30 protein-coding genes and 2 tRNA genes are annotated in these 26,463 nt (G+C 55.0%); 6 read left to right on the top strand and 26 right to left on the bottom strand.

The genetic code is table 11. The annotated features are described in order from the left end of the window. Positions 1 to 30 precede the first annotated feature (30 nt). Both rlmD and ABIE61_RS02000 read left to right on the top strand, forming a co-directional pair. The gene (gene rlmD, locus ABIE61_RS01995; RefSeq protein WP_354406262.1) at positions 31 to 1,383 is read left to right on the top strand and encodes a 23S rRNA (uracil(1939)-C(5))-methyltransferase RlmD; all 1,353 of its coding nucleotides are present in this window, start codon (positions 31 to 33) and stop codon (positions 1,381 to 1,383) included. Beyond that, entirely contained in the window at positions 1,380 to 2,000 is a 621-nt protein-coding gene (locus ABIE61_RS02000; RefSeq protein ID WP_354406264.1) for a pseudouridine synthase, read from the top strand. The genes rlmD and ABIE61_RS02000 overlap by 4 nt, the downstream gene beginning before the upstream one ends. 54 nt (positions 2,001 to 2,054) lie before the next feature. Here ABIE61_RS02000 and bamC read toward each other — a convergent pair whose 3' ends face one another. Both bamC and dapA read right to left on the bottom strand, forming a co-directional pair. Next, positions 2,055 to 3,452 carry an NlpB/DapX family lipoprotein gene (gene bamC, locus ABIE61_RS02005; RefSeq protein ID WP_354406266.1) on the bottom strand — a complete coding sequence of 466 codons (1,398 nt, stop codon included), beginning with the start codon at positions 3,450 to 3,452 and terminating at the stop codon, positions 2,055 to 2,057. A gap of 11 nt (positions 3,453 to 3,463) precedes the next feature. After that, positions 3,464 to 4,339: a 4-hydroxy-tetrahydrodipicolinate synthase gene (gene dapA, locus ABIE61_RS02010; RefSeq protein WP_354406268.1), complete on the bottom strand. Its 876-nt coding sequence runs from the start codon at positions 4,337 to 4,339 to the stop codon at positions 3,464 to 3,466. Between the two features lie 180 nt (positions 4,340 to 4,519). Here dapA and ABIE61_RS02015 point away from each other — a divergent pair, with 180 nt between their 5' ends. Beyond that, complete coding sequence (locus ABIE61_RS02015) at positions 4,520 to 4,987, top strand: peroxiredoxin (protein ID WP_354406269.1); 468 nt, start codon at positions 4,520 to 4,522, stop codon at positions 4,985 to 4,987. Between the two features lie 6 nt (positions 4,988 to 4,993). On the opposite strand, the gene ABIE61_RS02020 is transcribed toward ABIE61_RS02015, so the two are convergent. Next, positions 4,994 to 6,079, bottom strand: a complete 1,086-nt coding sequence (locus tag ABIE61_RS02020) for an AI-2E family transporter (RefSeq protein ID WP_206841360.1) — start codon at positions 6,077 to 6,079, stop codon at positions 4,994 to 4,996. Positions 6,080 to 6,088: 9 nt separating this feature from the next. Then, on the bottom strand, positions 6,089 to 6,334 hold the full coding sequence (locus ABIE61_RS02025; RefSeq protein WP_091824460.1) for a sulfurtransferase TusA family protein: 246 nt from the start codon (positions 6,332 to 6,334) through the stop codon (positions 6,089 to 6,091). A 100-nt stretch (positions 6,335 to 6,434) separates the two neighbouring features. Between ABIE61_RS02025 and ABIE61_RS02030 the strand changes: the two genes are divergently transcribed. Continuing rightward, complete coding sequence (locus ABIE61_RS02030; protein ID WP_354406271.1) at positions 6,435 to 7,871, top strand: M48 family metalloprotease; 1,437 nt, start codon at positions 6,435 to 6,437, stop codon at positions 7,869 to 7,871. Between the two features lie 62 nt (positions 7,872 to 7,933). Here the strand turns inward: ABIE61_RS02030 and nadA are convergent, their stop codons facing one another. The 18 genes from nadA to ABIE61_RS02120 all read right to left on the bottom strand — a co-directional run bounded on the left by nadA (position 7,934) and on the right by ABIE61_RS02120 (position 21,232). Beyond that, a complete protein-coding gene (nadA, locus tag ABIE61_RS02035; protein ID WP_354406273.1) occupies positions 7,934 to 8,977 on the bottom strand; it encodes a quinolinate synthase NadA in 1,044 nt (347 codons plus the stop codon). Between the two features lie 167 nt (positions 8,978 to 9,144). Continuing rightward, positions 9,145 to 9,220 (bottom strand) — tRNA-Lys (locus ABIE61_RS02040). 37 nt (positions 9,221 to 9,257) lie between these two features. Further along, positions 9,258 to 9,333, bottom strand: a tRNA-Lys gene (locus ABIE61_RS02045). A gap of 63 nt (positions 9,334 to 9,396) precedes the next feature. Further along, the gene (gene queC, locus ABIE61_RS02050) at positions 9,397 to 10,077 is read right to left on the bottom strand and encodes a 7-cyano-7-deazaguanine synthase QueC (RefSeq protein ID WP_354406275.1); all 681 of its coding nucleotides are present in this window, start codon (positions 10,075 to 10,077) and stop codon (positions 9,397 to 9,399) included. Positions 10,078 to 10,091: 14 nt separating this feature from the next. Further along, positions 10,092 to 10,907, bottom strand: coding sequence for a tol-pal system protein YbgF (gene ybgF, locus ABIE61_RS02055; RefSeq protein ID WP_354406277.1), 816 nt, complete (start codon positions 10,905 to 10,907; stop codon positions 10,092 to 10,094). Further along, entirely contained in the window at positions 10,907 to 11,437 is a 531-nt protein-coding gene (gene pal / locus ABIE61_RS02060) for a peptidoglycan-associated lipoprotein Pal (RefSeq protein ID WP_091824473.1), read from the bottom strand. Before pal ends, ybgF begins: the two co-directional genes overlap by 1 nt. A gap of 69 nt (positions 11,438 to 11,506) precedes the next feature. Further along, positions 11,507 to 12,811, bottom strand: coding sequence for a Tol-Pal system beta propeller repeat protein TolB (gene tolB, locus ABIE61_RS02065; protein ID WP_354406279.1), 1,305 nt, complete (start codon positions 12,809 to 12,811; stop codon positions 11,507 to 11,509). After that, positions 12,805 to 13,704, bottom strand: coding sequence for a cell envelope integrity protein TolA (gene tolA, locus ABIE61_RS02070; RefSeq protein WP_354406281.1), 900 nt, complete (start codon positions 13,702 to 13,704; stop codon positions 12,805 to 12,807). The genes tolB and tolA overlap by 7 nt, the downstream gene beginning before the upstream one ends. A gap of 10 nt (positions 13,705 to 13,714) precedes the next feature. Next, the gene (gene tolR / locus ABIE61_RS02075) at positions 13,715 to 14,131 is read right to left on the bottom strand and encodes a protein TolR (RefSeq protein WP_091824478.1); all 417 of its coding nucleotides are present in this window, start codon (positions 14,129 to 14,131) and stop codon (positions 13,715 to 13,717) included. 11 nt (positions 14,132 to 14,142) lie between these two features. Further along, a complete protein-coding gene (tolQ, locus tag ABIE61_RS02080) occupies positions 14,143 to 14,820 on the bottom strand; it encodes a protein TolQ (protein ID WP_354406283.1) in 678 nt (225 codons plus the stop codon). Continuing rightward, positions 14,820 to 15,251 carry a tol-pal system-associated acyl-CoA thioesterase gene (gene ybgC / locus ABIE61_RS02085; RefSeq protein WP_206842053.1) on the bottom strand — a complete coding sequence of 144 codons (432 nt, stop codon included), beginning with the start codon at positions 15,249 to 15,251 and terminating at the stop codon, positions 14,820 to 14,822. The genes tolQ and ybgC overlap by 1 nt, the downstream gene beginning before the upstream one ends. A gap of 72 nt (positions 15,252 to 15,323) precedes the next feature. Further along, complete coding sequence (locus ABIE61_RS02090) at positions 15,324 to 15,731, bottom strand: TraR/DksA family transcriptional regulator (protein ID WP_354406285.1); 408 nt, start codon at positions 15,729 to 15,731, stop codon at positions 15,324 to 15,326. 63 nt (positions 15,732 to 15,794) lie between these two features. After that, complete coding sequence (gene ruvB / locus ABIE61_RS02095; protein ID WP_206841346.1) at positions 15,795 to 16,802, bottom strand: Holliday junction branch migration DNA helicase RuvB; 1,008 nt, start codon at positions 16,800 to 16,802, stop codon at positions 15,795 to 15,797. A gap of 10 nt (positions 16,803 to 16,812) precedes the next feature. Further along, positions 16,813 to 17,442: a Holliday junction branch migration protein RuvA gene (ruvA, locus tag ABIE61_RS02100; protein ID WP_206841344.1), complete on the bottom strand. Its 630-nt coding sequence runs from the start codon at positions 17,440 to 17,442 to the stop codon at positions 16,813 to 16,815. A 23-nt stretch (positions 17,443 to 17,465) separates the two neighbouring features. Continuing rightward, positions 17,466 to 17,978 carry a crossover junction endodeoxyribonuclease RuvC gene (gene ruvC, locus ABIE61_RS02105; RefSeq protein WP_091824495.1) on the bottom strand — a complete coding sequence of 171 codons (513 nt, stop codon included), beginning with the start codon at positions 17,976 to 17,978 and terminating at the stop codon, positions 17,466 to 17,468. A gap of 129 nt (positions 17,979 to 18,107) precedes the next feature. Beyond that, positions 18,108 to 18,845, bottom strand: a complete 738-nt coding sequence (locus ABIE61_RS02110; RefSeq protein WP_206841340.1) for a YebC/PmpR family DNA-binding transcriptional regulator — start codon at positions 18,843 to 18,845, stop codon at positions 18,108 to 18,110. A 67-nt stretch (positions 18,846 to 18,912) separates the two neighbouring features. Next, complete coding sequence (gene aspS / locus ABIE61_RS02115) at positions 18,913 to 20,676, bottom strand: aspartate--tRNA ligase (RefSeq protein ID WP_354406288.1); 1,764 nt, start codon at positions 20,674 to 20,676, stop codon at positions 18,913 to 18,915. 109 nt (positions 20,677 to 20,785) lie between these two features. Then, positions 20,786 to 21,232 carry an HIT domain-containing protein gene (locus ABIE61_RS02120; RefSeq protein WP_206841337.1) on the bottom strand — a complete coding sequence of 149 codons (447 nt, stop codon included), beginning with the start codon at positions 21,230 to 21,232 and terminating at the stop codon, positions 20,786 to 20,788. A gap of 68 nt (positions 21,233 to 21,300) precedes the next feature. Here ABIE61_RS02120 and ABIE61_RS02125 point away from each other — a divergent pair, with 68 nt between their 5' ends. Continuing rightward, the gene (locus ABIE61_RS02125) at positions 21,301 to 22,446 is read left to right on the top strand and encodes a GNAT family N-acetyltransferase (protein ID WP_354406289.1); all 1,146 of its coding nucleotides are present in this window, start codon (positions 21,301 to 21,303) and stop codon (positions 22,444 to 22,446) included. Positions 22,447 to 22,449: 3 nt separating this feature from the next. Here the strand turns inward: ABIE61_RS02125 and ABIE61_RS02130 are convergent, their stop codons facing one another. Together ABIE61_RS02130 and ABIE61_RS02135 are read right to left on the bottom strand one after the other, a co-directional pair. Beyond that, on the bottom strand, positions 22,450 to 23,763 hold the full coding sequence (locus ABIE61_RS02130) for a Na+/H+ antiporter family protein (protein WP_206841331.1): 1,314 nt from the start codon (positions 23,761 to 23,763) through the stop codon (positions 22,450 to 22,452). Positions 23,764 to 23,848: 85 nt separating this feature from the next. Then, positions 23,849 to 24,466, bottom strand: a complete 618-nt coding sequence (locus ABIE61_RS02135) for a flavin reductase family protein (protein ID WP_354406291.1) — start codon at positions 24,464 to 24,466, stop codon at positions 23,849 to 23,851. Between the two features lie 222 nt (positions 24,467 to 24,688). On the opposite strand from ABIE61_RS02135, the gene ABIE61_RS02140 reads away from it, so the two are divergent. Next, entirely contained in the window at positions 24,689 to 24,973 is a 285-nt protein-coding gene (locus ABIE61_RS02140) for a hypothetical protein (protein WP_091824514.1), read from the top strand. 59 nt (positions 24,974 to 25,032) lie between these two features. On the opposite strand, the gene ABIE61_RS02145 is transcribed toward ABIE61_RS02140, so the two are convergent. After that, positions 25,033 to 25,836, bottom strand: coding sequence for an ABC transporter permease (locus tag ABIE61_RS02145; RefSeq protein WP_354406293.1), 804 nt, complete (start codon positions 25,834 to 25,836; stop codon positions 25,033 to 25,035). Continuing rightward, complete coding sequence (locus ABIE61_RS02150) at positions 25,823 to 26,440, bottom strand: ABC transporter ATP-binding protein (protein ID WP_354406294.1); 618 nt, start codon at positions 26,438 to 26,440, stop codon at positions 25,823 to 25,825. The genes ABIE61_RS02145 and ABIE61_RS02150 overlap by 14 nt, the downstream gene beginning before the upstream one ends. Positions 26,441 to 26,463 lie beyond the last annotated feature (23 nt).

The following is a 26,463-nucleotide window of genomic DNA, read 5'->3' on the forward strand; positions in this document are numbered from 1 at the left end:
ATGTCTGCCTTACAAAGCGGAAATTATGACATGAGTCGGAAACAAATTCAGTTTGGCGCTCCCCGGCGCAGTAAAAAAGCCGTCGTGAGTGATACGCCACTTGAGCTGACGGTGGATCGGTTGAGCCATGAAGGTCGCGGCATTGCCAGCCACAACGGCAAGACCACTTTCATAGCAGGGGTACTGCCTGGAGAGCGGGTCCAGGTTCGTCTGACACAGGTACACAAACGCTACGACGAGGCAGAATTGCTCCAGGTTACACACCCGAGCCTTGATCGCCGTGAACCCGCCTGCGCACATTTCAATCAGTGTGGTGGTTGTGATCTGCAGCATCTTGATATTGATGCGCAACGACTTCACAAACAGCAGCAGGTACTGGACCAGCTCAAACGTTATGCCGGTGTAGATATACAGCCAGAACAGCTGTTCCCGACCCTTACAGCTGCTCCGCTTGGCTATCGCCGAGCGGCCCGCATAGGCCTGAACCAGCGCCAGCGTGATGGTGAACTTTTGGTTGGGTTTCGCCGCCGCGGCAGCAACAAGCTGCTGAATATCGACCAGTGCCCGATACTTGAGCCTCGCCTGCAACCCGTGTTCGATGTAGTGCGACAACATCTTTCAGACGCCACTGATGTTCGTCAGCTGACTCATATTGATCTCAGCCATGGTGATCAAAGCGGATTCATTTGCTTTCGTGCCACTCGCTCACCTTCGGCAGAATTGATGCAGCGCCTGCAGGCTATTGCTGATGCATTACAACTGCAGCTTATCGTCGCGCTCAATGATGCCATGATTCCAGCTGACCCAACCCCCTGTCATTACAGTTTGCCGGAGTTCGAGCTTGAACTTGCGTTTGGCAGCAGCGACTTCATTCAGGTTAATGCCGACCTGAACCGGCTGATGGTCCGGCAGGCTGTTGACTGGATGGATCCCGGCCCCGAAGAGCGTGTATTGGACCTGTTCTGCGGGCTCGGCAACTTCACCCTGCCTCTGGCACAGAAAGCTGCGCAGGTGGTTGGTATTGAAGGATCTTCCGATATGGTTACTCAGGCTCAGCGTAATGCCGCCAGCGCCGGACTCGATAACGCTCAATTCTATCGCGCCAACCTGAGTGAAAGTTTTGTCCACGCCCCCTGGTACCGCAGCGGTTTTGACCTGATCCTGCTGGACCCGCCCCGCACAGGTGCGCGCGAGGCTGTGCAGCAATTGGCTGGCTATGGTGCCCGCAAAGTACTCTATATCTCCTGCAACCCATCGGCACTGGTCGCGGACCTGCCCCTGCTGTTGCAGGCAGGATACCGTGTCGCCCGGTTTGGAATTATGGATATATTCCCCCAAACCTCTCATGTCGAATCCATGCTGCTGCTTGAGCGTACACCGTGATCGAATACCTCTATCAGGATCAACAGATGGTGGTTGTGAGCAAGCCGGCAGGGATTCTTTCCGTGCCGGGCCGCGGTCCCGACAAGCAAGACTGCGTTTGGTATCGTGTACAACAGAAACATCCGACTGCGCGCATCGTACACCGCCTGGACCAGGCCACATCAGGCTTGATGGTACTGGCCCTGACGGCAGACAGCCACAGAGCGCTGAGCATCCAGTTTCAGGAACGCATACCGAAGAAGCGTTATCAGGCGATAATCGCAGGAGAGCCCGTGCAAAATGAAGGCACGGTTGAACTGCCTCTGCGCTGTGACTGGGAGCGACGCCCGAAGCAGATGGTCGACATGATTGAAGGCAAGGCCGCCCTCACTCTCTGGCGGTGTATTGAACGCTGCGGTGATCGCAGCCGGGTACTGCTGTTCCCACATACCGGTCGTTCGCACCAACTGCGGGTACATATGCTGGCTTTGGGTCACCCTATCCTAGGTGATGAATTTTATGCGCCTGATGAGATTGTTATGCTCTCACCTCGCCTGCTACTGCATGCCGAACATCTGGCCTTGAACCATCCCGCAAGTGGGAACTGGCTCGAATTCGACTCTGACTGCCCATTCTGATTAAAAAAAATGGAGGCACAAGCCTCCATTTTTGTTTCCGCAGTCATACCTGACTCAGTTCTGTGGCAGCTGATCCTTCACTGTCCAGAGAATCTCTTCAGCCACAACCGGAGCAGCTTCCAGACCCTGGTCGTTCAGTACCGACAAGAATACACCTGTCCGGGTACGGTTGAGTCGCAACTGGTAACGTCCGGTATGCTCGTAGTTGCCGGTTTCAGCATTGTAGTTTCCACTGTCACCGTTACCGAACACATAGACAACCTTACCGGCAAACCAGATTTTATAACCTTGCTGGTTAGCGGGGTTGTTCGGATCGGAGAGGTCATTGTCCATAGGTGCTTCGTCTTCAGTATCACTGCTGGGGCTCGCACCCGTCGAACTGTAACTGATACCGTCCTCACCTTCCTCACTGCCACCCAGGGCCGCACTGATCATGCTGGTATCCAGCTTGATATCGCCTCGATCGGAGTGCAGCCATTCGAAAAAGCCCATCTTCTCGGTGTCATCAAAGGGGGTAGTTGTAGTGTAGGTAAGATAGAACAGGCCAGCAGACTGATCACGAGTACCCACATCCACTTCTGCCTCATCCAGGGCATCACTGACTTGCTGCCATGCTTGGTCAATGTCTGAGTTGATCCGCAATACAGGGTTGCCACGGGAGTCACGCCCAAGCAGAGGTCGCTGCGCACGTTGCTGTTGCATTGCCGTGTAGGTGTTGGCTGTCTGCTGTCCGGTAGACTTGCTCAGGTAACGCAGCAGCTCGAACATCATGTCCGACTTGTACTCTACATCACGTGCCTGTTGTTCCCAGTTGATATTGGCTACATCGGCTCCATCCGGATATTGTACATGCTTCAGCCGTACAGACGTACGGCCGTAATCATCCGGATCGGGACGCAGACTCATGCGCAGCTTGTTTTGGGTTGGGCCTTCAACAGTCTGCAACGTTAGCCGCTTGACCCAACGGTCAACAAAACTGTACTCACGACCATCCAAACGAATCCAGTCGGTTTCCATTACCCCCTGGCGAGGATCGGCACGACTGATGTCAATGTTGTTGAACGCCCAGAAGTCCTGCGCCTTTAGCCAGACATCCGCGATCGGCTCATCCACAACAATCAACTTCTCACCGTCTTCACGTCGGAAGTTGACCGTGTCGCTGCCTGATTCCGCGTAAAAGAATTCCGGGCGAGGCACCCTAAAGTCGCTGTCACTGCGAGTTGCGGTTAGACCCACGTCAGGCACTACCAGCTGTTCCTGCATCTGTTTGGCACGCAGGTGAGGCGGCAACTGCAAACGCTCATTGCCGCTGGCAAGTTCGTAATCCTGGCTGCGGTCACGGATCACACCGTTTTCACCATATACAGGGTTGTTCTTGACCATGCCACAACCTGAGAGCGCTAACAGCGCAATCAGGCCTGCCGGAAAACAAATGGTTCGGAAATTATGCATGACGATTCCTGTCAAATGATGCCGGATTCACGCAGGGAATTGCGGACCAGTTCGTGGTACTGCTCAGACAGAATTGTCAAAGGCAGACGGATACCGGAGTCGATCAGTTTCATTTCAGTCATGGCCCATTTGACGGGAATCGGGTTGGCCTCAACGAACAGATTCTTGTGCAGCGGCATCAATTTCGCCTGCAGCTCACGAGCCGCTTCCGTATCACCCTGCAGACCGAAACGACACAACTCTGCCATTTCGGTAGGCGCCACGTTGGCTGTAACGGAGATATTGCCCTGACCACCCATCAGGATCAGCTCGATTGCAGTCGCATCGTCACCGGAGTAGACAGCAAAGTCGGTCGGCACCTTATTGATCAATTCACGAGCGCGATCCAGATCACCGGTTGCTTCCTTTATACCCACGATATTATCGATCTGGCTCAACCGCAGCACGGTATCCGGCAGCATGTCGCAGGCTGTGCGGCCCGGAACATTATAAAGGATCTGGGGAATATCAACGGCCTCGGCTATCGCCTTGAAGTGCTGGTACAGGCCTTCCTGGGTTGGCTTGTTATAGTAAGGGGTTACCAGCAAGCAGGCGTCAGCACCCGCTTTGGCAGCTCGTTCGGTCAACTCAATCGCTTCCTGAGTGGAGTTGGCACCAGTGCCAGCGATGACCGGAATACGGCCTCCGACCCGATTGATGATCGCACGGATCACATCCAGGTGCTCATCGTAGTCCAGCGTAGGAGACTCGCCTGTGGTACCGACTGCCACGATGGCATCGGTACCCTTGTCGAGATGAAAATCCACGATTTTGTCCAGCGCTGGCCAGTCGATATCACCATTGGCTGTCATAGGGGTCACGAGCGCTACAATACTGCCGCGAATCATCTCTGTCTCCATCTTGAATTTGAGAACTCTCAGGTTGCCGCTTCATGCTACCGGTCCAGACAAACAGCCTCAACCAGCCAGCACTTTTTTGCTATCGTAATAGACCGATCATTCTAAACGAATTATGCCCGGCTAGCGTAGTAGTGAGGGTGACTTTTTCATTTTCGAGGACAGAACAGCATGACAGCACCGGTTATCGACCAAGCAGTACCCGATTTTACCGCCAACGCAACCAGTGACACCGAAGTCAAACTGAGCGCACTGCGCGGTAAAAACGTCGTACTCTATTTCTATCCAAAAGACAGTACACCGGGTTGCACCACTGAGGGTCAGGATTTTCGCGACCTGTATGAAGCCTTTCAGGCGCTGGATACGGAAATCTTTGGCGTATCCCGTGATGGCATTAAAAGCCACGAGAATTTCAAGGCGAAGCAATCCTTCCCCTTCGAGCTGATCAGCGACAAGGACGAAACCCTGTGTCAGCTGTTTGATGTCATAAAGTTGAAGAAAATGTATGGCCGTGAGTCACTGGGGGTTGAACGCAGCACCTTTCTGATCGACAAGGAAGGGATACTGCGCCAGGAATGGCGCAAGGTTAAGGTCAAAGGGCATGCAGCAGAAGTAATGCAGGCTGTGCAGGCACTCTGAATCGACTCAGCCTCTGCCCTCTTCGGCAGGGGCATCCAGCTCTTCTGCCACTCTTGGCCAAGCGTTTACAATCGCCTTGACCAGCGTTGCCAACGGGATGGCAAAGAAAATACCCCAAAAACCCCACAGGCTGCCAAAAATCAGCACCGCCACAATAATCGAGACGGGATGCAGGTTAACCGCCTCCGAGAACAGCAACGGCACCAACACATTGCCATCCAACGCCTGAATGACGGCATAGGCAATCATCAGATACATCAAATCATTGCCCCAGCCCCACTGGAAAAGGCCAATCAGAAATACCGGCAGCGTTGCCAGCGTTGCCCCTATATAGGGAATCACAACCGAGAAGCCGACCAGCAGAGCCAGAAGAGCCGCGTAGTTGAGGCCGAACAGCGCAAAGGTAATGTAGCTCACCCCACCCACAATCAATATCTCGATCGATTTGCCCCGCACATAATTGGCAATCTGCACATCCATCTCATGCCATACACTGGTCATCATTTGACGCTTTTCAGGCAGAAAAGCGGTCCAGCCAGAAATCAACTTTCGACCATCCTTCAAAAAGAAAAATACCAGTATCGGCACCAAAATCAGATAGATCAGAAGGGTTATGATACTGGTGATCGAATTAAGCGAAAAGGTCAGTACCCATTGGCCCAGCCGGCTCAGCTCAGTGGCGGCAGCCGAAATAATTTCCCTGACCTGGGTTTCGGAAATCAGTTCTGGATAGCGTTCTGGCAAGACCAGAAGCAGGTTCTGCACCTCGCTGACCATACGTGGGGCTTCATTGAACAGGTTAACCATCTGCTGCCAGATGATCGGCAGCACGAAAACCAGAAAGGCACTGAGAAACCCGATAAACAGCACAAATACCGCGCTGACGGCAAGCAGGTGAGCTACTCCACGCCGTTGCAGCCAGTCAACCACCCCCTGCATCAGAAATGCCAGGATAACACTCGCAATCACCGGGGCCAGTGGCTGTCCCAGAAACAAAATAACAAGCAGCCCGCCTGCGAGAAGCAGGAACAGGAACAAAGCCTCTTCATCGGAAAAGTATCGATCTATCCATTTACTGAAAATCTTGCGCATTGATACTCCTCAGGTGCCGGCTCCACGCCGGATCCAATAGATATAACACTGCTCATCGCTGAACGTCTGCAGTAACTCATGGTCAGAAACCCGAGCATAGGCAGGAAAATCCCGCAGCGAACCAGCATCAGTGGCAATCACTTTCAAAACCTGCCCCGGCTCAAGCTGATGCAAGGCAAGCTTGGCCTTGAGCAGCGGCATGGGGCAACTGAGGCCACTGGTATCCAGTTCGTGATCAAATGGCGGCGATGACATGCAGAAAACTCCCGTAAATCACTGGCCTTGGGTGGCAAGCACTATATACCATAATACCCGGCAAGATAATTCTGACAGCGGTAGAATGATGCGAAGACTGATGCAAACACTATTGGTGGCAGCAACCTGCTTTTCCACCGCCCTCCTGCCCGCTACCGGCACTGCCAGTACCGATTTGCCGGTATTGAATGATGCCAGCTCCGCAACCGTCAGCCTGGATGCCGAATACCGCTTGGGCCGCAACTGGGCGCGCATTCTTCGTGCTCAGGCTCCACTGCTGGACGACCCGATCAGCTATCAGTACCTTGAAGACCTGTTGTGGCGCTTGCTACCGAAAAGTCAGGTGCAGGATCGCCGGCTTGAACTGTTTTTGCTTGATAACCCAACCTTTAACGCCTTTGCCGTTCCCGGCGGCATCATTGGCATCCACAGCGGACTGCTGCTGGCTGCTGAAACCGAAGGCGAACTGGCTTCGGTGATTGCACACGAGTTGGCCCACCTGAGTCAGCGCCATTATGCTCAGAGGCTTGAGGAGGAGCGACGCAACCGCCCGCTGATGCTGGCAGGCCTGCTTGCCAGTATTCTGGTAGCGGCAGCCGATACCCAAGGCGGCATGGCCGTCCTGTCTTCAACCATGGGCGCCAATGCACAGGGGCAGTTGGCATTCAGTCGTCGCAATGAGCAGGAAGCGGACCGTGTTGGCATGCAGACGCTGGTCGAGGCCGGCATCGACCCACACACCATGCCACAGATGTTTTCGCGCCTGCAGCGCAACTATCGCTTCTATGGGCAGCGTCCGCCCGAATTTTTGCTGACACACCCCGTGACTGAGTCACGCATAGCCGACTCGCTCAACCGTGCAAGCCAGTTACCGGAAGTACAGTCACATGCCGACAACAGCGACTTCAATTTAATTCGTGCCCGCATGCAGGTTCATCACAGCGAATCCCCGCAGAAGGCACTTGCCACTTTCCGCGCTGCAACTCAAGATTCTGACCAGCTGCATAATCGTTATGGTCTGATGTTGGCCGCCATTGCGGCTGCCGACTTTGCTCTTGCCGATAAAACCTGGAACACACTGGACGCCTCTGCACGTCGACACCCATGGCTGCTGTTGAGCCGAGTCGAGCGATTTCTGGCAGCGGCCGATTCAGCCAGTGCGTTGGAGATTTCCAGCGAGTTGATTGCACTTTACCCCGACAGCCGCCCGGTACGTACCCTGCATGCACGAGCACTTCGTGAGACAGGCCAGTTACAGCAGGCCATACGCATCTACAAGCAACTGACTCGTGACTACCCAACCGACACGCTGATCTGGTTTGAACTGGCTGAAGCGGAAGGGCTTGCCGGTAATATTCTTGCCGTACATGAAGCACGAATAGAGCATTTCCTGCTGACGGCACAGTTTGATCTGGCACTGAAACAGCTTGAGTACGCCGCACGGGAAAAGGATCTGACCGCTTCAGACAGGGCCAGATTGGAACAACGCGAACAGGAAGCAAAAGCGCTGCGGCAGGAAATGAAGGAACAGTTTTAAAAGCAGACTTGAGATCAGGAGGCGCTGCTCATTTGATCAGCAGCGCCTCCTGATACGTGATATCAGCTGGCTGAAAAATCCAGCATCCGCTGCAGCGGCTTTAGCGCCCTGCGCGCGAGTTCTGCATCAACGTGGATTTCATCAACTCCATGCTCCAGAGCGGCAACGATATTATCCAGTCCGTTCATCGCCATCCAGGGGCAGTGCGCACAGCTGCGGCAGGTAGCGCCAGAGCCACCTGTAGGAGCTTCAAGGAAACGCTTGCCGGGAGCAGCCTGTTGCATCTTGTAGAAGATGCCTCGGTCAGTCGCAACGATGAAAGTCTCATTTGGCAGGTCATGCGCAGCCTTGATCAACTGACTGGTTGATCCAACGGCATCAGCAATCTGGACCACAGCGTCCGGTGACTCGGGATGAACCAGAACCGCCGCATCCGGGTAGACCTGTTTCAGATCCAAAATCCCCTTTGCCTTGAACTCTTCATGGACAATGCAACTGCCATCCCAAAGAATCATCTCGGCACCAGTTTCCTTGCGGACGTATTCACCCAGATGCTTATCCGGCGCCCAGATGATTTTCTTGCCTTGATCGGCCAGATATTCCACCACCTTAAGCGCAATACTCGAGGTTACCACCCAGTCAGCGCGCGCCTTAACGGCTGCAGAGGTGTTGGCATAGACGACCACTTCATGATCGGGATACTGATCACAGAACGCCGAAAACTCATCGGCAGGACAGCCTATATCCAGAGAGCATGTTGCTTCAAGCGTCGGCATCAAAATGCGTTTTTCCGGGTTCAGGATTTTGGCCGTTTCACCCATGAAACGCACACCAGCCACAATCAGAGTTGAGGCCGGGTGACGTGAGCCAAAACGCGCCATCTCCAGAGAGTCGGAAACACAGCCACCGGTTTCATCTGCAAGCTGCTGAATCAGGTCATCGGTATAATAATGTGCCACCAGACAGGCATCCTTTTCTTTCAGGAGCTGACGGATCCTGCTCTTGTACTGCTCAATCTCGGCAGATCCCATCTGCTGCGGCAGGTGCTCCTGAGCAAAATGCTCCTGCACCAGAATGCGATCGTCGATGTCCTGCTTGCTCAACATAGTCAGATTCTTATCATCACGCTGGTTGGATGCCTTGGACGGCAAAATCTTGGGGCGCCGATTATACCATAGTTGCACTGCAGTAAGTGAAGCACTGACACAACGACCAGGCACAAAAGCATCAGACTTGAGTATCAGCTGTATCAAATGAAAAAGGCCGGATAAAATGGTGGGTCGTATAGGACTCGAACCTATGACCAATTGGTTAAAAGCCAACTGCTCTACCAACTGAGCTAACGACCCAAAGACTGATGCCCAAAAGCATACAGTGAAGAAGGGATGGTGGGTCGTATAGGACTCGAACCTATGACCAATTGGTTAAAAGCCAACTGCTCTACCAACTGAGCTAACGACCCTCCCGATGGGCTGCGCATTTTACCTGCCGAGGCGTGAAAGGCAACCCTTGAGCGGAATTTTATTCAAACATAACGGGTCGGATCCACAACACCTGCATCCTCAAACCCCTTGGCACGCAGACGGCAGCTATCACACCGACCACAGGCACGCCCTTCCATATCGGCCTGATAGCATGAAACCGTGAGCGCATAATCAATACCCAACGCAGTGCCGCGGCGGATAATGTCCGCCTTGGTGAGATGCATCAGCGGTGTTTCGATATGTACGGGATCGCCATTGATGCCACGTCGCGTCGCTAGGTTGGCCATGCGCTCAAACGCTTCTATAAACTCCGGACGACAATCAGGGTAGCCGGAATAATCGACAGCATTTACACCGATAAAGATGGCATCGGCATCCAGCACCTCTGCCCACCCCAGCGCCAGAGACAAAAAAACCGTGTTGCGTGCAGGCACATAAGTAACCGGAACGCCTTCGGCCTGATCTTCGGGTACATCGATACTGGTATCGGTCAGTGCCGAGCCACCAAAATCCTCCAGATGCAACCGCAACACTCTGTGTTCGCTGACACCAGCCTGGGCTGCAATCGCGCGTGCCGCGTTCAACTCAGTCACCGAACGCTGACCATAGTCGAAGCTGAGCACATGACAGCTATAGTCCTGTTCCATGGCCATCGCCAATGCAGTTGCCGAATCAAGACCACCCGAAAGCAGTACAACTGCACGTTTTTCACCTTGTTTCATTTCGATTGAGCCAGTCACTGTTGATTGGAGAGGAAACTTCGAGCCAAACCAGCCGCAGACGTTTGCGGATAATCATCCTGCACCCGCTTCATCAGCGCTCTGGCCGCAGCACCATCACCACCACGCTCAGCCAACACACCCAGCTTATAGAGCGCATCGGCAGCCTTGGCGTGACCTGGATAGCCCGTAACCACCTGGTTGAAGGCGTTCGTTGCCGCTTCTACCTTACCCTGAGCCAGCTTTACTTCGCCAAGCCAGTACCAGGCATTAGGCACAAGCGAACTGTTCGGATAGTCGTTCAAAAACAGCTCAAACGCCTTTTCCGCCTGATCAAACTCACGCTGGCGCACATGACTGTAGGCCTTGTCGTAGGCTGCCGCATCACCTGCAGCAACACCTTCTACAGAGGCATTCAATTCAGTATTTTCAGCTACATTGGGCAGACCTGCTGTCGGTTCAGGCTGCTCCGGATTACCTTGGGCTGCCAACAGCGCGTCATCCGGCACCGCTGACATCAGCAAACTGATGCGACGATCCATATCTCTGTAACGCTCACGCTGCTGCTGCTCAAGTCGTTCGACCTTATGCTGCTGCTCTTCCAGCGCTCCGCGCAGCATCCTGACTTCATCCTGAAGTTGCTGCAGGCTGAACAGCAGCTCATTCTGGACCGAATAGCCAGCCGCACTCTGCACCTGTAATGGCTGCGTTCCTCCTGTACGTGGAGCCACCGGTGTCTCGGTGATTTCTATCACCGGCACCGGGGCCGCATACGACCAGGATGACGCCAGCACCAGCAGGACGGTAGCCTTGGCTGTTGCGGCACTTTTCATCACTTGCTCTGGTAAATCAGTTCAACACGACGGTTTTTGCCCCAAGCGTCAGCGGAGTGACCGACAACAGCCGGTTTTTCTTCACCAAAGCTGATGCTTTCTACCTGTGAATTGCCTGCACCATTCACAACCAGCAGACGCTCAACGGCCTTCGCACGACGCTCACCCAATGCCATGTTGTATTCACGGGTACCGCGCTCATCAGCGTGACCTTCCAGACGTACGGATGCAGAAGGGTTCTGGGACAGGTAGCGGGCATGAGCTTCAAGATCAGAGAATCCTTCCTGACGCACTACAGCCTGGTCGAAGTCGAAATAGAACACGGTGCGCAGCTGCTGCAGATCTTCGGCTGTCACAATGGCACCGCTGACACGACTACCTGAGGTGCCATAAGTATTGGCACCAGAAGCAGAAGTACCATCACCTGCCGCACCACCCGCGTCAGTAGAAGTACTGGTGGTGCTACAGCCTGCAGCCCACACCATGGCTGCCGTCAGGGCAACCGCTTTGCTCAGATTGACTACCCGCATGATAAATCCTCGATTTGACTGTTTAAATGAGTGTATTGCCATTGTGTTGCAATTTGCTGCCGCGCCGACCTACTGCAAGTAGGGTGACCAGGCAGGTTCTCGTACATCACCCCTGTCAACCGGCATTCTGAATTGAACCCGACCATCCAGTGATGCGGCCGCCAGCACTCCGCGCGTTCCTTCCTGTGTGGCATAAATGACCACACTGCCGTTCGGCGCGATACTGGGTGATTCGGCCATGCCGGAGCGAGTGAGTATATCCAGTCGCCCCGTTTTCAAATCCTGTACCGCTATATTAAAGCCATTGCCACCGCCACTGCTGCGATGAACCATGGTCAGGAAGCGCCCATCCTGAGTCAGGCGCCCCCTGGCATTGTAGTTACCGTCAAATGTGAGCCTCTCCAGCTTGCGATCCTCAAGCCCCAGGCGGTAGATCTGTGGCTGACCGCCCCGATCAGAGGTGAAAATCAACGAGCGCCCATCTGGAGACCATGCCGGTTCGGTATCAATACCGTAATGCTGAGTCAGACGCTGCAGCTGGCGACTGCGCAGATCCAGAAGATAGATTTCCGGGTTGCCATCACGCGACAACACCAGCGCCAAACGGTTGCCATCAGGCGACCAGGCGGGTGCACCATTCAGACCCGGGAAGGACTGAATGCGCTCGCGTTTGCCGGTTGCAAGGTATTGTACGTAAATGGCAGGACGCCCTGTTTCAAAGGACACATATGCCAGCTTGCTGCCATCCATTGACCATGCCGGTGACATGATTGGCTGGGCAGACTCCAGTATGGTTTGCGATCGAGCGCCATCCCAGTCCGCCAGCTGCAGGCGATAACGCTGCTTCTGATCACCCAACTGCTCCGCCGTGACGTACACCACCTTAGTCGCAAAGGCGCCTTTAAGGCCTGTAAGCTGTTCAAAAATCCTGTCTGCCATATAGTGGGCGGCATCCCGCAAGCTTGAGGCGGTTGCACTGACCTGTTCAGCCAGCACCTGCTGCTCACGCAGCACATCGTACAACTCAAAACGCAAGCTGAGCTGATCACCCACTGAGTCAATACGCCCGATCACCACGTAATCCATTTTGGACACGCGCCAATCTCTGAAGTACACATCATCACGGCGAGTCGGAAAGCTCAGCATATTGTCACGCGGCATGGCACTGAAGAAGCCACTGCGCTCCAGATTTTGACCGACCACTTGTGCCACATCTTCCGCCAGCGCTGAGCCAGTATTATTCCCAAACGGCACAACAGCAATGGAGGTCGGCGCCTCAACCCCCTGAGTTACCTCTACCATGAGCTCAGCCTGCACCAGCTGCGCGACGAGCAGCAATGTAAACGCTGCAAACAGTTGCTTGATCCTTACCACCTCAGCCCCTCCGGCCTGAATTTGACTAAAAGTTTACGTAATCGACGCTCAAACAGCAGTGGATCGACATCCGCAACCCTTGGAAAGCTGTGTGCTCTCAGCACGGCCTGCACCGCAGAGCTGTCGAACTGTGCATTGCCACTGCTGGTATGAATATAGGCCTGATCCACCTCACCGCTTGGCAGAAAGTGTATCGCCACTACTGCTTCCATTCCGTTGCGAGCGGTTGACGGAATACGCCAGCTGTCCTGCAATACAGCCTGAATATAGGACTGTATATCTCCAATTACTGCCTGAGAAGCCTGCTCAGCGCGAGCCTGTGCTTCCGCGCGCTCGGCAGCCAGCTTACGCTGCAGATCTGCCTCAGCCTGTTGCTGCTGCTTGCGGCGCTCTGCTTCAGCTCTGGCAGTTGCTTCGGCCTTGCGCCTGGCCTCTTCGGCTTCACGCTTAGCCTGTTCCTGCGCCTTGCGTTTCGCCGCTTCTGCCTCCGCTTTCTTGCGAGCAGCCAGCTCAGCCTGACGCTTTTGTTCTTCCGCTTTTTGTCGCGCCTGCTCTTGCTGTCGTTTCTGTTCGGCCTGCTGCTCCGCACGCTTACGTGCGTCGGCTTCTGCCTGCTTGCGTGCAAGTTCTTGCTGGCGCTGTTCAACCGCCTCACGTTCGCGACGCTGACGGGCCTCTTCCGCCTTGCGCTTTTGCTCAGCCTGCTGGCGAGCAATCTGCTCCTGTGCCGCCTGCTGCTGAGCCAGAGCCTTGAGGTCTATCATCTCCGCCTGGATATGACGGGGAGCTGAACGTACCGACTCAGCCGGCCGATCCCAGTTCATGCTGATCAGTGAAAATGCTGCCGCATGCACAACAAAAGCCAGCATAAAGGGCAAAATATAGCTTCGCATCTCCACCGCGCTATTCCGTCACCAGGCCAACACTGGTTGCACCTTCCTGCTGCAGCAATACCATCAGTTGCACTACCTGATCATAGCTTGCGTCCCGATCACCTCTTACCAGCAACAGCTTTCGTGGCGCGCTGGCCAGTACTTTTCCGACACGACTGGCCACCTCCTCACGGCTAATTGGGACGCGGTCATCACCTCCCACGTTGATGTAATACTGTCCTTCACGATCGACCGTCAGCACCAGAGGCTCTTCGTCTTCCGTTTCCACTGGCTCGGCACCGGCCTGAGGCAGATTCACGTCTACCCCTTGAGTCAACATTGGCGAAGTCAGCATGAAAATGACCAGTAGTACGGTCATCACCTCAATATAGGGGACAACATTGATTTCCGCGTTGATTTTGCGTTGCTTGCGTGGACGCCAATCCATAGATTAAAACCTCAGACGGAGTGCACACGCCGGTAGAGAATGCTGGAAAACTCATCGGCAAAGGTTTCATAGTTACTCAACAGAGACTCGGCTTGAGAGGCAAAACGGTTATAGGCCACCACTGCAGGTATTGCGGCAAACAGACCGATTGCAGTCGTGATAAGAGCCTCAGCAATACCCGGCGCCACTACCGAGATGGCAGCATGTTGAACGGTTGCCAGTCCACGGAAAGCGTTCATGACCCCCCAAACGGTACCGAACAGCCCCATATACGGAGCGGTTGAACCCACGGTGGCCAAAAACGGCAAATGACGCTCCAGCTTTTCTTCTTCACGCGCCATGGCAACACGCATGGCGCGCTGAACACCGTTCATCACTACATCCGGCTCACGGTTGGTTTTCTGGGTCAGTCGGGTGAACTCCTGCAGGCCTGCACGAAAAATATTCTCTGCTCCGCAAATTGTATTGGGAGACTGGTTCACATCACGGAACAGCTGGGCCAGATCAACACCCGACCAGAAACGATCCTCAAACTGGCGCATGGAGCGGCGTGCCTTGCGCAGCACTTGGTGGCGCTGAAAAATCATCACCCATGAAATAAACGAGGCCAGGAACAGCAGCACCATAATGAATTGAACGGTGAGGCTCGCATTTTCAACGAGACTCCAGATTGGCAGTTTGCCTTCCATTATTTCTCCTCGACAGCAGGCAGTGACTTGGTAACAGTTTTCATGGATTGAAGCAGGTTATCAGGCCATCGTGTCGGCTTCATGTCTGAAGCGCGCACACAGGCAACATCCACATCAGCCTCACACAGCAGACGATTATCCGCCTGGCAGACAATACGCTGCTGAAAGGATACCCTCACCCTGCTCGCCCGTTCGATACTCACTTCGACCAGAAGTTCATCATCCAGACGTGCAGGGGCCAAGTAACGGCACTCGGTTCGTGTTACGACAAAAATGATATCGTCAGCCATCAGCGCCTGCTGAGAGCCACCACATTGCCGCAGCAGCTCAGTGCGCGCACGCTCCATGAACTTCAGGTAATTAACGTAGTAGACAATACCACCGAGATCGGTATCTTCGATGTAGACACGTAGCGGCCACTGAAACGGCATGCCGTCGACCTGATCAGGTTGCAGATGGCACACAACAATAGCAGCCGCAGATTTTAATACAAGGGGGAGGCGCTACTCCTGACAAGTCAGGCAGCACTCCGTGAGTGGATCAGCCCTGAGACGGTTCAGCTCGATTGTTTCGCCACAGCGACAGCAGCTGCCGTAGCGACCTCGATTGATACGCTCCAGTGCTTCGTTGCAGCGCCCAATGACATCGAGATGATGGCGCAGATGCTCCAAGTCCAATCGCCTGGCGACTTCAAGTGTAGCCTGCAGCTCGGTCTGCCCGGGAGGGATCGATCTAAGAAGCTGACGCACATGCTCGATATCATGCAACTCATCACGGACCTCTTCCTGCATGGACGTAAGCAGCTCATGCAACTCCTCAGAGAAGCTTTCCAGCTCATGATGATTCAGTACGGCCGACATGATGATGATCTCCGCTAGTGGACTGTCATCATCGTAGACGGACAGGCACATTGCCGACTTGACCTTTATCAGTCAGTTGTTTGAGAGACCTAACACATCAATAAACTATTGATATCAGTCAGGCCTTTCAATCCCGAAGTGGACATAGGCATGGTCAGTGACTACGCGCCCACGCGGGGTGCGCATCATGAACCCCTGCTGGATCAGATAGGGCTCCAGCACATCCTCGATAGTATCGCGTTCTTCACTGATTGCGGCTGCAAGACTGTCGATCCCCACCGGACCACCACCGAACTTTTCGATCATCGCCAGTAAAAGACGACGATCCATATGGTCAAAGCCACGCTCATCCACATTCAGCATGTTCAGCGCCAGATCGGCAATATCCTTGGTAATGCGGCCATCACCCTTCACCTCGGCAAAGTCGCGTGCCCGGCGCAACAGTCGGTTGGCGATACGCGGCGTGCCGCGTGATCGTCTTGCCACCTCTCGAGCTCCGTCTTCATCGATATGGGTCCCCGACAACTGCCCCGAGCGCATTACGATACCGGTCAGATCCTGAATCGAGTAGTACTCAAGCCGTTGTACTATCCCAAAACGGTCCCGCAAGGGAGAAGTGAGCAAACCCGCCCGAGTGGTGGCACCCACCAGGGTAAAAGGCGGCAGATCCAGCTTGATTGAACGCGCCGCCGGCCCTTCACCGATCATGATATCCAGTTGGTAGTCTTCCATCGCCGGATAGAGTACTTCTTCAACATTGGGGCTTAGTCGGTGTATTTCGTCAATAAACAGCACGTCACCAGCTTCAAGGTTGGTCAACAAGGCTGCCAGATCACCGGCCTTCTCCAGCACCGGGCCGGAAGTGGTGCGGATCTGCGCGCCCATCTCATGAGCGATGATATTGGCCAGTGTAGTTTTACCAAGCCCGGGCGGGCCGAAAATCAGCGTATGATCCAGCGCTTCGTTCCGGTTGCGTGCCGCATGGATAAAGATTTCCATCTGCTCACGTACCACAGGCTGCCCTTCATAATCCTTGAGCAGCTTGGGGCGTATGGCACGATCCTGAACCTCTTCGGCAGGCGCCGCCATGGGCGTAATAAAACGGTCGGCTTCAATTCTCATAGCATTTGTCTCAACCCACCATAGTACGCAGGGCATGGCGTATCAGCGTTTCGGTGACCGCATCTTCTCCCAGTGCCTGTACTGCCTGTTCAATCGCGCGTGTGGCTTGCTGCGGCTTGTAACCCAGTGCGATCAGCGCGCTTTCGGCTTCCGCACGGTGGTCCGCTTCCGGAACCAAAACCGTCTCGGACTGGTTGCCACTGCTCAGCTCCAGCTCGGTCAAGGTCGGCAGCTGCAGCTGACTGAGGCGGTCTTTCATTTCAACAATCAAACGTTCCGCCGTCTTTTTGCCCACTCCCGGCACCCGCACCAGCGCCGTTGTGTCTTCGTTGTGCACACTGCGGATAAAGTCATTGGCACTGATACCGGACAGTATAGAAAGCGCCAGTTTAGGGCCTACACCGTTCACCTTGATCAATGAGCGGAACAGAAGTTTCTCCTGCTGATCGGCAAAGCCGTACAACAGCTGGGCGTCTTCGCGCACCACAAAGTGGGTGTGCAGTGACACTTCGGCTCCCACTTCCGGCAATTTGTAAAAGGTGTTCATCGAGGCTTCGACCTCGTAGCCCACACCGTTAACATCCAGCAGCATCCAGGGCGGCTGTTTTTCCAGAATTCGACCTCTGAGGTGTCCGATCACGCGCTTTGCATCTCCAAGATAAATCAGTAACGCCAGCGCCCGGCCGTTTTGCCGCGCGCTTGCTGAATTTGCCCCGCACAGGTATGAGCATGGCAGAGCGCGATGGCCAGCGCATCTGCCGCATCCGCCTGGGGCAGCCCCGGCAACTTCAGCAGATGCATCACCATGTGCTGCACCTGCGCCTTGTCGGCACCACCATTGCCTACCACCGATTGTTTGACGCGACGGGCCGCATACTCGGATACCGGCAGCAGGCGGTTGGCACCGGCCACGATCGCCACCCCCCTCGCCTGGCCCAGCTTAAGCGCCGAATCCGCATTGCGCGACATGAACACCTGCTCAATGGCCATTTCCTGAGGCTGATAGCGCTCAATGACTTCAGTCACGCCGGCATACACCTGCTGCAGTCGATCTGCAAGAACGTCACCACTGATGCGGATGCAGCCACTGGCAACGTACTCGGTACGAGGACCCGCCACGCGAATGACACCATAGCCGGTAATTCTTGAGCCGGGATCGATCCCCAATATCAGCATGGACCTGCCTCGAAACTCCAGTAAAGGTTTAAGCGGACTATATCTGTATATTTATACACCAAAGCAAGGTGTTTTGCTCAAAAAAAACCGGGGTTGCCCCCGGTTTCCATCAGCCATCATGCTGCGCGTTTATTCCATCGCTTCTTCGGGGATTTCGGCATTGTGATACACGTTCTGGGTATCATCGAGATCCTCCAGCGCGTCGATCAACTTCAGCGCTTTCTGACCGCTTTCCACATCCAGCTCAACCGTAGTGGACGGAATCATGCCAACCTCGGCATAAACCGGCTCGAACCCGGCATCTACCAGCGACTGTTTCACGTCCATGAACTCCTGCCAAGGCGCAAACACGTCGATGGAGCCGTCTTCGTTGGTGACGACGTCATCAGCCCCCGATTCCAGCGCCGCTTCCATGATCGCGTCTTCATCAGCGCCTTCACCGAAGCTGATCTGACCTTTTTTCTCGAACAGATAGGCAACCGAACCGTTGGTACCCAGGTTGCCACCCGCCTTGTTGAAGGCAGCCCGCACCTGAGACACGGTACGGTTGACGTTGTCGGTCATGCACTCGACCAGAATGGCCACGCCGTTGGGGCCGTAGCCTTCGTAGGTCAGCTCATCGTAGTTGTCACCCTCGCCACCGCCTGCGCCACGCTGAATCGCCTTTTCGATGGTGTCCTTCTTCATGTTGGCACCCAGCGCCTTGTCCATCGCCGCACGCAGACGCGGGTTGTCTTCCGGAGTGCCACCACCCTCTTTGGCGGCGACGGTCAACTCACGAATCAGCTTGGTGAAGATCTTGCCGCGCTTGGCGTCCTGAGCCGCCTTGCGGTGCTTGATGTTAGCCCACTTGGAATGACCTGCCATACAACATCCTCAAATATCGGTCGTGTAAACAAATGGGGCGACACTGATGGTCGCCCCGGGTGCGCAATCAGGGAGTTTTGCGCAGCTTGATATTCAGTTCGCGCAGCTGCGCGGCACTCACCTCACCCGGTGCATCGGTCAGCAGACAGGCAGCACTCTGGGTTTTCGGGAAGGCAATCACTTCACGAATTGAAGTGGAACCGGTCATCAGCATCACCAGACGATCAAGACCAAACGCCAGACCACCATGAGGCGGTGCGCCGTGCTTGAGTGCATTCAACAGGAAGCCGAATTTCTCGTCCGCTTCCTCATCGGAGATACCCAGCACCTTGAATACGGCTTTCTGCATGGTCTGATCATGGATACGGATGGAACCGCCACCCAATTCGGTGCCGTTCAGTACCATGTCGTAGGCACGGGAAAGCTTGCCTTCGGGCTCGGCGATCAGTTCTTCCGGGCTGCAGCTCGGTGAGGTGAACGGATGGTGCAGCGCGGTCAGGGAGCCATCGCTGTTCTCTTCGAACATCGGGAAGTCGACCACCCACAGCGGCGCCCACTCGCGCTCGATCAGGTTCATGTCTTCGCCGACCTTGATGCGCAGCGCACCCAAGGCTTCGTTGACAACAGTCGCCTTGTCGGCACCGAAGAACACGATGTCGCCGTTTTTGGCTTCCAGGCGCTCCATGACCTTCATGGCCACGTCTTCACCCAGAAATTTCACGATCGGAGATTGCAGGCCTTCGGCGCCCTTCTCCAGCTCGTTAACCTTGATCCAGGCCAGACCCTTAGCACCGTAGATACCGACAAAATTGGTGTACTCATCGATGATCTTGCGGGTCAGCTCAGCACCACCCGGTACTTTCAGTGCCGCTACGCGACCTTTCGGGTCCTTGGCAGGACCGGCAAATACCTTGAATTCAATATCCTGAAGCAGGTCAGCAACGTCCACCAGCTCCAGTGGAATACGCAGATCCGGCTTGTCGGAGCCGTAGCGGCGCATCGCTTCTGAGTATGGCATGCGCGGGAAGTCGCCCAGATCCACCTCCAGCAGTTCGATAAACAGCTTACGGATCATGCCTTCGGTCAGGCCCATGATCCCTTCCTCGTCCATGAACGAGGTTTCGATATCGATCTGGGTGAATTCAGGCTGACGGTCGGCACGCAGATCTTCATCACGGAAGCACTTGGCGATCTGATAGTAGCGGTCGAAACCGGACACCATCAGCAGCTGCTTGAACAACTGGGGCGACTGCGGCAGGGCAAAAAAGCTGCCTTCGTGAGTACGGCTTGGCACCAGATAGTCACGCGCACCTTCAGGGGTTGCACGGGTCAGAATCGGGGTCTCGATATCGAGAAAACCGTTGTCTTCCAGATAGTTGCGGATGTTATGCGTGATTTTGGAGCGAAACCGCAGCTTGCGCTGAATTTCCGGACGACGCAGGTCGATATAGCGGTGACGCAGGCGCACATCCTCACCCACTTGCTGGTGCTCGTCCAGCTGGAACGGAGGGGTTTCAGACTTGTTCAGAATGACCAGTTCCTTGCCCAGCACTTCGATCTCGCCGGTGCCCATCTCCTTGTTGATTGTGCCTTCCGGACGCCCACGCACGGTACCGCGCACTTCAACCACGTATTCGTTGCGGACGCTGTCAGCCAGATTGAAGCTTTCTTCACGATCCGGGTCAAACACCACCTGAGTGATGCCTTCACGGTCACGCAGGTCGAGAAAAATCACTCCACCATGGTCACGGCGACGGTGTACCCAGCCGCAGAGTGTGACATCTTCACCGATATGTTCTGATCTGAGATCGCCGCAATAATGGCTACGCATACTGTCCTGTTCCTGTATCCGGGTGCATCAAGGAAAATGAAAGGCGGGAATTATAACCGATTTAGCCGGGCCTGACAGGCCCGGCGACAGGGATAAGACCGGTAAAAGCTCAGTTATGTGGTTCGAATGCCATTTCTCCGTCAAGCAAAGCTTCCAGCTTGCCTCGGACCCGATCAAGCTGTTCCTGCGTATAGGCAACAGCAGGGACCTTACCCCAGACGGGGCCGGGCCAGGCTGCATCGCTCTCCTTTCGGACAATCACATGCATGTGCAGCTGTGGCACCATATTGCCCAGGCAGGCGACATTCATCTTGCGTGCCTGAAACATATCCGCCAGTGTTTCAGCCAAGTCGCTGGCCTCATGCATGAGCTGTTGCTGCTCATTGGCCGGCAGATGGTACAGTTCCGTGACACCGGCCCGGCGGGGCACCAGAATGAACCAGGGGTACTGGCTGTCATTCATCAGCAGCAAGCGACAGAGAGGATAGTCACCAATGGCAATCGTATCGGTGATCAGACGGGGATCAAGCTCAAACTCCAGCTCCAGTTCATCCATTGCCCTGCTCCTTGAATCGTTAAATATGCTTTTTAATCCAACAGTTACACTGATTAGTATAGGTCGACATGGCTAAAGTCAATCTGCATCAAAGTATAGAGTCGATCGGTCAGCCGCGCTGGAATGCACTCTGCGGCATCCAATATCCGTTTCTGCGTTACGAGTTCCTGCATGCACTGGAAGCCTCCGGCAGCGTCAGCACAGCTACCGGCTGGCAGCCCATGCATGCAGAACTGCTCGATGACGATGGTAATCCGCTGATGCTGATGCCGCTGTATCTGAAAACCCACTCCTGGGGCGAATATGTGTTCGATTGGGCATGGGCCGACGCCTATGAACACCACGGACTCAACTACTACCCGAAGCTGCTGACTGCAGTACCCTTCACGCCCGCCACCGGACCACGTTTTGGCACCCATCTCAGCCCCGCTGAAGTAATGCAGCAATTGCCCGCGCTGGTACAGTCGGTGTGCAGCCAGACACACGCCTCTTCATGGCATGGCCTGTTCTTGCCACAACCGGAGCTGCGGTGCGCACCGCAACCATTACTTCACCGTCTGGGTGTGCAGTACCACTGGTTCAACCGGGATTATCGTAATTTTGATGATTTTCTCGATCGTTTCAGCTCACGCAAGCGCAAGGCGGTTCGACGGGAGCGCAAGAAAGTCGAACAACAGGGCATCAGTCTGCGGCGAATCCGGGGCAAGGCGATCACTCGCGAGCAACTGGATCTGTTTTACCGCTTTTACCAGATGACCTACCTCAAGCGTGGTCGACAGGGGTATCTGGCACCGGACTTTTTTCACCGCTTGCATCAGAGCATGCCCGAACAACTGCTGTTGATACTGGCCGAGCTTGAAGGCAATGCCATCGCCGCTGCACTCTGCTTCATTGGTGAAGATACGCTTTATGGCCGTTACTGGGGCTGCATGGAGGAATATGACTGCCTGCATTTCGAGGCCTGCTACTATCAGGGTATCGAATTTTGCATTGAGCAGGGCCTTGCTCGCTTTGACCCGGGCGCCCAGGGGGAGCACAAAATCCAGCGCGGCTTTGAGCCGATTGCGACCGGGTCATTGCACTGGATCGCACACCCGGGGTTTGAAGCGGCGATTCGTAACTTCCTGCAGCAGGAGTCTCCCGCCATGCAGGAACAGATGGAGGCATTGCACGGCTGGCTGCCATTCAAACAGCCTGACGTGCAAGCTCAGTAAGGCTCAGAGAATCATTGCTGCGGCCCAGCCCGCCGCCAGCAGCGGAAGGTTGTAATGCAAGAAGGTGGGCACCACCGTATCCCAGATATGGTGATGCTGACCGTCCACATTCAGCCCCGCAGTGGGTCCCAGCGTGGAGTCTGAAGCCGGTGAACCTGCATCACCCAATGCCGCAGCAGTACCGACCAGCGCCACAATGGCAAGCGGACTGAAACCCAACGACAACGCCAGCGGCACATAGATCGCCGCAATGATCGGAATGGTCGAAAAAGACGAACCAATGCCCAGCGTGATCAGCAGCCCCACCACCAGCATCAACAGCGCAGCCAGCGCTTTATTCTGGCCAATCAGCTCGGCGCTGCTGCTCACCAGCGTGGTAATTTCACCGGTTTGGCGCAGTACTTCGGCAAAACCCGCCGCCGTGATCATGATAAAGCCGATCATCGCCATCATTTTCATGCCGTCGATCAGTACTCCATCGGCTTGTTTCCAGCGCACGATACCGGTGACGGTACAGATCATATAGCCTGCCAACGCGCCCAATACCATTGAGCCTGTCCAGAGTTGAATACCAAATGCCGCCAGCATCGCGACAATGACCGCTACCAGGCGAGTGGAACTGTATTCAACCTTTACTCGCTCCACCTGCTCCAGTGGTGCCAGGTCATAATGACGCTTGCGACCATAACTGACCATCGCCAGCAGCAGCCCCGCTACCATACCGGCTGCCGGGATCCACATGGCGGACATCACATTGATGCCTTCCATTGTGAGGCCATTATCGGCAATGTTTTTCAGCAGAATATTGTTGAGAAAAATGCCGCCAAACCCCACCGGCAGGAACATGTAAGGTGTCACAAGGCCGAAAGTCAGCACGCAGGCAATCAGACGGCGGTCCAGCTGCATTTTGCTCATCACCAGCAACAATGGTGGAATCAACAGGGGAATAAATGCGATATGAATCGGTATCAGGTTCTGAGAGGAGATGGCTATCGCCAGAATCACCAGTACCAGTGCATATTTTATAACTCGCGTATTGCCATTATCTTGCCCCAGCTTGCGCTGCACCAGATCAGCCATGGCATGAGGCAAGCCCGACTGGGCAATGGCAACGGCAAAACCACCCAGCATGGCATAGCTCAGGGCCACTTCGGCGCCACCACCAATACCTCCGCTGAACGCTGCCAATGTCTGCTCCAGCCCCATCCCCGCCAACAGGCCCGCACTCAAAGCCCCCAGAATCAGCGCCACCACCACGGGTGTACGCACCAGACTCAGCACCAGCATCACCAGCACTGCGGCCACTACGGCATTCATCAGTCAGTTTCTCCTGCAGCGTTTACTGCTCAAGGTAGACGAAAAAAGCGCGCACTCTGCAGCAGTGACGGATTGATGTCAAACCTCAGCTGCGGCGGATGCTGAACAGCTCACCCAGTGTTGCATACTCGGAACCGCCCAATCGTGCCAGCGGCTTGATTCTGTCTGCCTCAAATCTCATCCGCCCTTTCGCATCCCGTCCGCATACAGCGTCATCGATCCAGATTCGCTCCACTTCCACCAGCAACAGATTCTGGGGTCGATTGCCCACCTCAATGTGTTGATGCAGCCGACAGGCAAGCGCAACCGGCGCATCCGGCAATCGCATCAATCCGGTGCCATCGAAAGGCATTAGCGTCTGCCCCGTCAACGTCAGTTCCGACTCGCCCCGGGCCAGTTCAGCCGCGCTGTCGCTGACCATCTGCGCCCGATGATTGGCTGCGATATGAATCACACAACGCTTGTATTCCAACAGGTTATGACAGGTATCTTTCATACTGCCGTCACTTTTGCTGCCGATGGAAAGCATCAGGATGGGTGGATCACTGCACACCACATTGAAAAACGAAAACGGCGCAAGATTATGACTGCTGCCTGCCTCATCATTAGGGCTCAGCACCCAGGCGATAGGGCGCGGAATAATGACTTGGGTCAAGGTGTGATAGATCTCGGTTGAACTCACCTGATTTGCTTCGATGATCATTATTGCTCCTGCTCAAGCCGTTAAAGGGCCACAGCATACCATTCAGCGCCATTGGCACCCATTTTGATGCGCAGGTGCAACATGAACAACAGTGCAGAAATCGGCTTGAAGGATGAAAATCTTGCAGCCAGACACCCTCGTAAACCTGTGCCAAAAGCCTAAACTGAAACTCCCGCTATCGGGTGACCCCTTCATAAAACCTCAAATGCGAGGAGGATTGGTATGCTGACGTACGAAGAATGCCTGGAGATGAGTGACCTCTCGGCTGACGAAATCGCCGCCATCGCCGAACATGAACATATGGACCCGATGATAGCTGTTGCCCTTGGGCATTATCTCGTAACACATGATGGCGAAAAGCGTATTCAGAGTTTCATTCTGGATGATATTGAACGTGCACGCCGCTGTGGTGACCACCAAAAGCAGGCACTTCTGGCGGGCGCTTTGCGTCACTTCATCGCCAGCCACCCGGTAAAAAAGGCACAAGAGCAGATGCTGGCTTCCTGATCAGGTGATGCCAGAGCCTAAGTATTTCCTGCTGTGCAGGGCCACTTACCCACGAAGGGTTACTCGGCCCGCTTCACCAGTCGATCCATTCGCAAGCGCTGGCGCTGATCAAACAGGCGCCAGCTGCCTGCCACCACGGCCAACATCACTCCGAAGCCACTGCCCAGCGTTATGATCAGCATGATCAAAATCTGGTATTTGACCGCCAGTGCCGGTGCCGTACCTGCGAGAATCTGCCCCGTCATCATGCCCGGCAAGCTTATGATGCCCGCTGCCGCCATCGCATTGATGCTGGGCATCATGCCTGCACGCATTGCATCACGCTGAATGGGACCCAAGGCCTGCTTCCAGTTTTGCCCCAGCATCAGGCGGTTTTCAATCTGCGCACGTTGCTGCCACGCTGTTTCAGTGAGCCGATCCAGACTGAGCGCCACACCGGTCATGGTATTGCCCAGCAGCATACCCAACAGCGGGATGGCATATTGTGGCCGATACCAGGGATCTGGCCCCACCAGCACCAGAAGTGTGATCACCGCAACACTGAAGGATGATACAAACATTGACGCGGTGCCGATGCAATAAGCCCAGCCGCCGCTGAAGCGGCGCTGCTGCCTAGCCATTACCTCGCGCCCGGCCAACAACAGCATCACCAACGCCATCAAACTCACCCACAACAGTGTCCCAACAGAAAAAAGCAACTCCAGCACAAGGCCGATCAAAAACAGTTGCGCTACAGTACGTGCGCTTGCGACCAGCAAACTGCGACTGATCCCCAAGCGGGCCTGCCAGGCCAGTAATGCCAGCACCAGTACCAGCCCTGCGGCCAGTGACAGTTGCCACCAGCTGATATCAATCACGCTCATCGGTCACCTCAACCAACTGCTCATGCCTGATTTGGAACCGGTAATCCGCCACGCGTTGCATCTGGGCAGCATCGTGTGCGACCCAAAGTACTGGCCAGCCCTCTGTTTGAATGCGATCCAGCAGCATTGCCTCCACTCGCAGGGTGGTTTCAGGATCCAAGTTGGCGCAGGGCTCATCCAACAGTAGCACCTGCAAGGGAAAAGCCAGTGCGCGCAGCAAGCCCAATCGCTGTTTCTCACCGGATGATAGTCGCATTACTTCCCATTCCTGGGCTTCAACCGGCAGGCCCAAGGTTTCAAGACCCTCGCCATTAAACTCTGCAGGAAAGTGGTCCCCCACTCGCTCACTCCACCACTGGCTTTCGGCTGGAGCCAGACGTACTCGTTGCCGCCACAGATGTGCTGGCAGCTGCTGCTGTTCCAAGCCATCCAGCGACACCTCGCCTGAGTGTGGCTCCAAATCAGCAACGGCACGCAGCAGGCGGCTTTTGCCGCTGCCGGACTGTCCACTGATACAACATATTTCTCCGGGCCCGATCGAAAGATCGAACGGCTGAATCAGTTCATTTGAAAGTCGTTTGAGGTGTAGCGTAACGGGCGACAAAATCGACCCCCTGAAAGCAGAAA

The sequence above is a fragment of the Marinobacterium sp. MBR-111 genome, from assembly GCF_040547585.1.
Taxonomy (GTDB): Bacteria; Pseudomonadota; Gammaproteobacteria; order Pseudomonadales; family Balneatricaceae; genus Marinobacterium; species Marinobacterium iners.

What these genes read in the sequence shown, in the direction of transcription:
- rlmD (WP_354406262.1), top strand. Translation starts at nt 31, where the DNA reads ATGAGTCGGAAACAAATTCAGTTTGGCGCTCCCCGGCGCAGTAAAAAA.
- bamC (WP_354406266.1), bottom strand. Translation starts at nt 3,452, where the DNA reads ATGCATAATTTCCGAACCATTTGTTTTCCGGCAGGCCTGATTGCGCTG.
- dapA (WP_354406268.1), bottom strand. Translation starts at nt 4,339, where the DNA reads ATGATTCGCGGCAGTATTGTAGCGCTCGTGACCCCTATGACAGCCAAT.
- ABIE61_RS02015 (WP_354406269.1), top strand. Translation starts at nt 4,520, where the DNA reads ATGACAGCACCGGTTATCGACCAAGCAGTACCCGATTTTACCGCCAAC.
- ABIE61_RS02020 (WP_206841360.1), bottom strand. Translation starts at nt 6,079, where the DNA reads ATGCGCAAGATTTTCAGTAAATGGATAGATCGATACTTTTCCGATGAA.
- ABIE61_RS02025 (WP_091824460.1), bottom strand. Translation starts at nt 6,334, where the DNA reads ATGTCATCGCCGCCATTTGATCACGAACTGGATACCAGTGGCCTCAGT.
- ABIE61_RS02030 (WP_354406271.1), top strand. Translation starts at nt 6,435, where the DNA reads ATGCAAACACTATTGGTGGCAGCAACCTGCTTTTCCACCGCCCTCCTG.
- nadA (WP_354406273.1), bottom strand. Translation starts at nt 8,977, where the DNA reads ATGTTGAGCAAGCAGGACATCGACGATCGCATTCTGGTGCAGGAGCAT.
- queC (WP_354406275.1), bottom strand. Translation starts at nt 10,077, where the DNA reads ATGAAACAAGGTGAAAAACGTGCAGTTGTACTGCTTTCGGGTGGTCTT.
- ybgF (WP_354406277.1), bottom strand. Translation starts at nt 10,907, where the DNA reads ATGAAAAGTGCCGCAACAGCCAAGGCTACCGTCCTGCTGGTGCTGGCG.
- pal (WP_091824473.1), bottom strand. Translation starts at nt 11,437, where the DNA reads ATGCGGGTAGTCAATCTGAGCAAAGCGGTTGCCCTGACGGCAGCCATG.
- tolA (WP_354406281.1), bottom strand. Translation starts at nt 13,704, where the DNA reads ATGCGAAGCTATATTTTGCCCTTTATGCTGGCTTTTGTTGTGCATGCG.
- tolR (WP_091824478.1), bottom strand. Translation starts at nt 14,131, where the DNA reads ATGGATTGGCGTCCACGCAAGCAACGCAAAATCAACGCGGAAATCAAT.
- tolQ (WP_354406283.1), bottom strand. Translation starts at nt 14,820, where the DNA reads ATGGAAGGCAAACTGCCAATCTGGAGTCTCGTTGAAAATGCGAGCCTC.
- ybgC (WP_206842053.1), bottom strand. Translation starts at nt 15,251, where the DNA reads ATGCCGTTTCAGTGGCCGCTACGTGTCTACATCGAAGATACCGATCTC.
- ABIE61_RS02090 (WP_354406285.1), bottom strand. Translation starts at nt 15,731, where the DNA reads ATGTGCCTGTCCGTCTACGATGATGACAGTCCACTAGCGGAGATCATC.
- ruvB (WP_206841346.1), bottom strand. Translation starts at nt 16,802, where the DNA reads ATGAGAATTGAAGCCGACCGTTTTATTACGCCCATGGCGGCGCCTGCC.
- ruvC (WP_091824495.1), bottom strand. Translation starts at nt 17,978, where the DNA reads ATGCTGATATTGGGGATCGATCCCGGCTCAAGAATTACCGGCTATGGT.
- ABIE61_RS02110 (WP_206841340.1), bottom strand. Translation starts at nt 18,845, where the DNA reads ATGGCAGGTCATTCCAAGTGGGCTAACATCAAGCACCGCAAGGCGGCT.
- aspS (WP_354406288.1), bottom strand. Translation starts at nt 20,676, where the DNA reads ATGCGTAGCCATTATTGCGGCGATCTCAGATCAGAACATATCGGTGAA.
- ABIE61_RS02120 (WP_206841337.1), bottom strand. Translation starts at nt 21,232, where the DNA reads ATGGATGAACTGGAGCTGGAGTTTGAGCTTGATCCCCGTCTGATCACC.
- ABIE61_RS02125 (WP_354406289.1), top strand. Translation starts at nt 21,301, where the DNA reads ATGGCTAAAGTCAATCTGCATCAAAGTATAGAGTCGATCGGTCAGCCG.
- ABIE61_RS02130 (WP_206841331.1), bottom strand. Translation starts at nt 23,763, where the DNA reads ATGAATGCCGTAGTGGCCGCAGTGCTGGTGATGCTGGTGCTGAGTCTG.
- ABIE61_RS02135 (WP_354406291.1), bottom strand. Translation starts at nt 24,466, where the DNA reads ATGATCATCGAAGCAAATCAGGTGAGTTCAACCGAGATCTATCACACC.
- ABIE61_RS02140 (WP_091824514.1), top strand. Translation starts at nt 24,689, where the DNA reads ATGCTGACGTACGAAGAATGCCTGGAGATGAGTGACCTCTCGGCTGAC.
- ABIE61_RS02145 (WP_354406293.1), bottom strand. Translation starts at nt 25,836, where the DNA reads ATGAGCGTGATTGATATCAGCTGGTGGCAACTGTCACTGGCCGCAGGG.